This is a genomic window from Pseudogracilibacillus amylolyticus (SeqCode) (assembly GCF_051918545.1).
Lineage (GTDB): Bacteria > Bacillota > Bacilli > Bacillales > Amphibacillaceae > Pseudogracilibacillus.
This window is the reverse complement of record NZ_JBPPZG010000209.1, coordinates 1-6475: the sequence shown is the minus strand read 5'-3', so window position 1 is coordinate 6475 and position 6475 is coordinate 1. Positions and strand designations below refer to the sequence as shown.

At 33.2% G+C, this 6475-nt stretch carries 8 protein-coding genes and 1 pseudogene; 1 reads left to right on the top strand and 8 read right to left on the bottom strand.

The genetic code is table 11. The features are described 5' to 3' along the window. The 7 genes and pseudogenes from ACPYKA_RS17390 to ACPYKA_RS17360 all read right to left on the bottom strand — a co-directional run. Positions 1-166, bottom strand: a pseudogene (locus tag ACPYKA_RS17390) (phosphopentomutase); the annotation flags it as partial. A 24-nt stretch (positions 167-190) separates the two neighbouring features. Then, positions 191-1084, bottom strand: coding sequence for a site-specific tyrosine recombinase XerD (gene xerD / locus ACPYKA_RS17385; RefSeq protein ID WP_479543475.1), 894 nt, complete (start codon positions 1082-1084; stop codon positions 191-193). Positions 1085-1086: 2 nt separating this feature from the next. Next, positions 1087-1293, bottom strand: coding sequence for a DUF4227 family protein (locus tag ACPYKA_RS17380; RefSeq protein WP_479543474.1), 207 nt, complete (start codon positions 1291-1293; stop codon positions 1087-1089). A 160-nt stretch (positions 1294-1453) separates the two neighbouring features. Further along, positions 1454-1909, bottom strand: coding sequence for a ferric iron uptake transcriptional regulator (gene fur, locus ACPYKA_RS17375; RefSeq protein WP_479543473.1), 456 nt, complete (start codon positions 1907-1909; stop codon positions 1454-1456). A gap of 92 nt (positions 1910-2001) precedes the next feature. After that, a complete protein-coding gene (gene spoIIM, locus ACPYKA_RS17370) occupies positions 2002-2661 on the bottom strand; it encodes a stage II sporulation protein M (protein WP_479543472.1) in 660 nt (219 codons plus the stop codon). Positions 2662-2749: 88 nt separating this feature from the next. After that, a complete protein-coding gene (locus tag ACPYKA_RS17365) occupies positions 2750-3937 on the bottom strand; it encodes an endonuclease Q family protein (protein WP_479543471.1) in 1188 nt (395 codons plus the stop codon). Then, a complete protein-coding gene (locus ACPYKA_RS17360) occupies positions 3927-4484 on the bottom strand; it encodes an NUDIX hydrolase (protein ID WP_479543470.1) in 558 nt (185 codons plus the stop codon). The genes ACPYKA_RS17365 and ACPYKA_RS17360 overlap by 11 nt, the downstream gene beginning before the upstream one ends. A gap of 107 nt (positions 4485-4591) precedes the next feature. On the opposite strand from ACPYKA_RS17360, the gene ACPYKA_RS17355 reads away from it, so the two are divergent. Beyond that, complete coding sequence (locus tag ACPYKA_RS17355; protein ID WP_479543469.1) at positions 4592-5500, top strand: aldo/keto reductase; 909 nt, start codon at positions 4592-4594, stop codon at positions 5498-5500. 59 nt (positions 5501-5559) lie between these two features. Here ACPYKA_RS17355 and cotE read toward each other — a convergent pair whose 3' ends face one another. Further along, positions 5560-6120: an outer spore coat protein CotE gene (gene cotE, locus ACPYKA_RS17350; RefSeq protein ID WP_479543468.1), complete on the bottom strand. Its 561-nt coding sequence runs from the start codon at positions 6118-6120 to the stop codon at positions 5560-5562. Positions 6121-6475 lie beyond the last annotated feature (355 nt).

The following is a 6475-nucleotide window of genomic DNA, read 5'->3' as shown; positions in this document are numbered from 1 at the left end:
TTCCTAGCCCGAGCTTTTCTAAATTCGGTAAATGAATTCCACCCGTGTATTTAGCAATATTACCTAATGTATCTGCTCCAACATCATTATATTTCTGAGCGTCTGGAGCTTGTCCAATTCCTACTGAGTCTAATACTATTAAAAAAATTCGTTTAAATGGTTTCATATTATCCGCCCTTCTTCTCACTGTTTAAGCTCTGGGATGAAATTGTTCATACATATCTTTGAGTCGCGTTTTGGAAATATGGGTATATATTTGTGTAGTTGAAATATCGGCATGTCCAAGCATTTCTTGCACGGAACGTAAATCTGCTCCATTTTCTAATAAATGTGTTGCAAACGAATGACGCAGCGTATGAGGTGTGATCTCTTTTGTAATTCCCGTTTCTTGTACGACTGTTTTTAATATTTTCCAAAAACCTTGCCTTGAAAGAGGTTTTCCATGATGATTTACAAATAAAGCCGTTTCAGATTGATTTCTCTTTATCAGCTGATCTCTCGCATGGTTAAGATAGTCTTCAAGAGCATTTTTTGCTACATCTCCGACAGGAATGATCCGCTCCTTATTTCCTTTACCCATACATCGGACAAATCCCATTGATAAATGAAGATCTGTCTTCTTTAATTTTACTAATTCAGAAACTCTAAGCCCTGTCGCATAAAGTAACTCAAGCATAGCCTTATTTCGAACTCTCAGTGGAGTTGTCCCCTTTATTGCTAGTAATTTATCAATCTCTTCCGAAGTTAAAACTTGGGGAAATAAACGATCTAATTTGGGAGTCTCTATATGCAAACTAGCATCTATATCCACAATTCTATCTCGTACCAAAAACTGATGAAAAGCACGAATCGAAGAAATCATCCTTGCAATTGTCGCAGTCGATTTTCCATTCTCTTTTAACGAGTACAAAAATTCAACAATGTCTGTCCGTTTGATTTGTTTCCAATCAGTTACTGCTTTTTTTTCTTTTGCAAATAATACGTATTGATTAAGATCACGTCGATAAGATATTATTGTATTTTCTGCTAGACCACGCTCAATTTGTAAAAAATGAAAAAAATCTTCTACTGCATCTTTTAGCATTTCTATTCTCCTAAACGAAAAAATAAATGAAGCCGATCCATAAATCCGTCTTCCTCACTAAAAACTTTCATAGCAGGTCCTTCTGGTTGGTCGTACCGATGATACTGTTCATATTCATTATGCATGGCACGTAACCCAAAATAAAATAAAAATGTACAACCTACAAATATAATGGTTACTTTAAAAACATCCCATAATATACGTTTCATTTTTTGGCACCTTTCTTCTAAAAAGTCTATCTATTAGAAAGATATGCCAAAAAAACGAAATTATATACCTTCATTTTACACGATTAACGATTAATATGCAGTATTAAAAGTACTGTACTTAGAAAAAAACGACCGCTCATTTTAAAAATGAAGGTCGATTTTAATTTGCTTCCACTGTAGCATTTTGGCACTGCTTGCAAATACCATGGAAAGTTAGTCTATGATCTTTTACTTGAAATTGCCATCCGTCTTCCACAATTTTTTCAACATCACTTAATAAATCTTCAATTATTTCTTCAACCGAGCCGCATTCCATACATACGAGATGATGATGAAAATGCTCTACCCCTTCTTTACGTAGATCGTAACGTGAAACGCCATCACCAAAATTAATTTTATCAACAATTTTAAGTTCAGATAATAATTCTAACGTTCGGTATACTGTCGCTAAACCAATTTCTGGTGCTTTTTCTTTTACAAGTAGAAATACTTCTTCCGCACTCAAATGGTCTTCCTCGCGTTCCAAAAGTACAGTTAAAGTAGCTTCTCGTTGCGGAGTTAGCTTGTAGCCTTTAGCATGTAACTGTTTTTTAATTCTTTCTATTCGCTGCTTCATGGAATTACCCCTCCATCTATCACTTTAATTATAGGCACACATGAAACAGCTGTCAAAAAATAATCATTTTTACAGTAGAAAAAGTACTGTAATTATGGCAAATTAAAAATAATAGCATAACTCGTTCTTAAGATAGCTTTAAAAGCTTCGTTTGCAACAAAAGTTTCAATAAGCGAACTGCCTAATGCGCATAAAAGTAGAATAAGAAAAACAAACGTATATTGAATAAATGGTTTCCCTAATGAGTTGGAAATTCGCCCATTTCCAAATAATTTATGAAGTAATGCAAGAGAAAAAATCATCGATAAGCTGCCAGCGATTATATAAATTGGAATCGTTATAATATTTTGTGGTGCGATCGATATGGACGCTAATAATAATCCTTTCCCACCTAATTGATTGACGATAAAGCCAACCGAAAAGCCGATTACGAGTCCTTTAATAAAAACTAATACCCAAACGACCGGCAACCCGATTATCGTAAGACCTAAAATAAACAATAGAAGTAAATATTTTACATGAAAAAAGAAACTCCGCTTTAATATATCTTTACTCGCGATTTCTTGATCACCGTTAATTTGTACAAAATAACGATCTAGATGAAAAAATAAATCTTGTTTTTGAATGAAGTCCATACTATTTACTGTAATTGCTCCGAAAATAATTCCTGTTAAAAAAAGTGTGACCATAAATATATAAATCGTCATATTTTCTTTTACATGGTTTAATAGTACATTATTTTTTAAATACATAGAAATCCTCCGTCTCTGAGTCAAATCTCTTAATTAATAGATATGAAAGATTTCTATGTAAAATTACTATTTTTTAATAACTTTATAATCAATCTTTAACTGTTGTTAAATTTTTCATGGAGACGCGACCATATTTTCCTCCACCACCTGCTTCAATATCTAGCTCTCCCTTCCTCATATCAACGATCATTTTCGCTAATTTTTCAGGAACTACATTTGCTAATTGTTGGTAAGGTATATGGTGTATAACGTTCATTTCAGTTGCAAAATGGTCAAGTAACTTTTCGAATGTTTTCTTTCCAAGTCCCGGTAGATAGTCAAGCGGTACTTGATAGTAATAAGGTGGTCTTTGATTTGATTCATCGGTATCTTTTAATTCACTTATTCGGTCAAAAACACCATTAATAATTTTTTTGGATTGACAATGAGAACATTGTTTTGACTTATATGGTGCTTGCTTCATACATACTTGACAAACTGTCGTATAATATTTACCCAGTTTTGGGTTCATACCGTAATTCGCTACAATTTGGCGACCATTGACTTGTTTAAGTGCTTTTTTAAACTCTTGAAAAGAAGCCTCTTTCATCATTATTCGTTGATACTCTCTCGCTAGTTTTTGTAAGGAATGACTATCAGAATTGGTTAAAAAGGTATAGTTGTGTAATTCTGCAATTTGATCAGCCATTTCTGTATCAGAACTTAATCCAAGTTCTATTCCATCAATTAAATTAGGATCTAAAACCTCTATTAAAGAATTCCTTACACCTTTTCCATATAAACTTTTAAATGGCGTAAATACATGCGCCGGGATAAAGAGCCCTGACAATTCTTTAACCTTCAACTGTAAATCTGTTGCTGTTCCATAGTACCTCTGGGAACTTAAATGTACATTTTTCATCCTGCCAGAGAGCCATTCAGTAAAATGTTTAATAGTCGCTAATGTTGGAAAATAACAGAGCACATGAATAGGGCCTTTGCAATTTTCATCATAGACCTCAATTTCTGATCCCATTAGTAAGGTTACATTTTCAAATCGAATGCCACCTTCTTGCAGTTCTTCGGCTTGTTGGCTACTAATCAATTGGGCAATTTCTTGTTGTACAAGAGGGGATTGGCAATCAATCACTCCAACCATATCGATTCCTTTTCTTCTACTTGCCTCAATTAAAATATTTGTTAATGTTAATTGCTTCGATGCTGTAATCTTTACTGGCTGATTATTCATATTTCGACCAATATGGATATGCATATCAGCAAAAAATTTATTTAGCATGTTTATTCAATCCCATTAATTTTAAATATGTTAATGCATAAACGGTTTTTGCATCATAAATATCTTTTGTTTGCATGAGCGCTTCTGCTTCTGCTATAGATAACTCATGAATTTCAATAAATTCATCTTCATCACCACTAATCGGATTCTCTACCTTTTGTAAAGCATTTGAAAAATATATGTGAATGATCTCATTGGCAAATCCAGGCGATGTGTAGAAGGATGTAATATATTGTAAATCTTCTGTCCTATATCCTGTTTCTTCTTCCAGTTCTCTTATAGCCGTAATTTTAGGATCCTCATCTAGTTCTATTTTTCCCGCAGGTATTTCTAATAAAGACCGCTCTAATGGCTTTCTATATTGTTCTACTAGTAAAATTTTATTTTGAGGTGTGATTGCGATAACAGCAACTGCACCAGGATGTTTGACAATTTCCCGTTTCGACGTGTTTCCATCAGGTAATTCAACATCATCAACTTGCAAAGAAATGATTTTTCCGTCAAATAGTTTTTCAGTTCGTAACGTTCTTTCTTCAAATTTTTTCATAATAACCTCTCATTAATATTTGTTTCTTTCTATTTTAACATAAACAAATCTAATTAGTTGTGAAGCGCTTTTTTGACCTTTACAATAATAGAAAAAGGTGTGGTAAGGTGAGAATGAATCGATTAGGTAAATCAGATATTTATATTTCCGAGCTAACGCTTGGCTGTATGTCACTTGACCTCGATCAATCAAATTCCTCTAAAATAATTAATTTAGCTTTGGATAATGGGATCAATCATTTAGATACAGCTGATTTATATCAATTTGGCGAGAATGAAAAAATGATTGGAAAAATTATAAAAGAGCGCCGTGAAGATATTATTTTAACTACAAAAGTAGGTAATCATTTTAATCCAAATACAAAAACGTGGTATTGGGATCCTTCAAAAAAATATATTCATCAAGCTGTAGATAATAGTTTACAACGACTTCAAACAGATTATCTTGATTTATATTTACTTCATGGTGGAACGATCGAGGACCCTATTGATGAGACGATAGAAGCATTTGAACAATTAAAAAAATCCGGTAAAATTCGTGCATATGGAATTTCTTCAATTAGACCAAATGTTATTCGAGAATATGTTGAAAAATCTTCTATCGATGCTGTAATGATGCAATATAATATGCTTGATCGCAGACCCGAGGAATTATTAGATTTTTTAGCTGCCAATAAGGTAAGTGTTTTAGCAAGAGGACCTTTGGCAAAAGGAATGCTAAGTGAGCAGTCGGTTAAATACATTGCTCAAAAAGGAAAAGATGGATATTTGGACTATACCCATGATGAACTTTTACAGATAATGAATAAATTAACTAAGTTACATCTTCCAATTGCAAATTTATCGTTTCAATATGTACTTCATCATCCTGCTGTTGCAAGTGCTGTATTTGGCGCAAGTACTGTAAAGCAATTAAAAGAAAATATTAGCTCGACACATCTTCTGCCTTTGGATGATGAATTAGTAAAAGAAATTAAAAAAATTACAAAGCCTATTTTTTATACGACGCATCGTTAAGAAAAAAATATAAGCTATCTATTCTTTTTGAGTAGATAGCTTAATTAATTTGGAAGAAGTCATCTTCTTTTTCCTTTGAAAAAATCATCCTTGCCGCTTTCCTTTGTTTCTTCTTCACCATATCTAGAATGTTTTTTATGCTGATCGGACTGTCTTGTAGGGCTTACTCTTACATTTACTTTAGTTTCACCTATTACTTTAACTTCGAATTCTCTTTCTATTTCTACCGCAATTTGGTTCCCTTGTTTTTCAATTTTGCATTGTAAGCAATTTGGCTGTTGAATAACTTTTGCAACTACTTCATAGTCATCATGTAAACAATTTTCATCCTTGTTTGATAATTTAACTTCATCACAATAGTCAACAGTTTCTGTTACTACTTCAGTTTTTGTATTATCATTAAAGGAATACCAAATATTAATATCGTAAGTTCCATGCACTTCTACAATATCAGATGTTTTCTTTTTTGCATGATAACGATGATTAATTACCCAGCAACCTAAAATACTTGATGGTTTATGTGATGGCGAAACATGGTTATCTGATTTGGTTAATTTCCGACCTCTTCCACATACCGCTTTCGTTATGATTTCTCTATAGTCACTATCAAGAAAAGTCATTGTTACGTATACCTCCTCTTTTGTCATAGTCATTTTATGCAAGACAAATACCTAAGGTGCATACGGAACAAAATTTAAGAAAAACTTTTCATTAACTATATGATAGCTTATACGCTTTTCATTAATATATATAATAAATGGACTAGAACCTAGATAAAATGATCGACTTTGAAGTAAAATTAGTACAGGGAATGCTTACTTTTTAACTGGCGGAACTTGATACATAGTTGAAGGAAACTGTGCAGTAATGAAAATTTTAAAACCTAGTTGGTAAACCCTTGATTTCCGCCTCCGGGCAGTACGCTTTCCGCGGGCACGGCTTCAGCCTCCGAAGCAGAAACCCACTGCTTCTGAG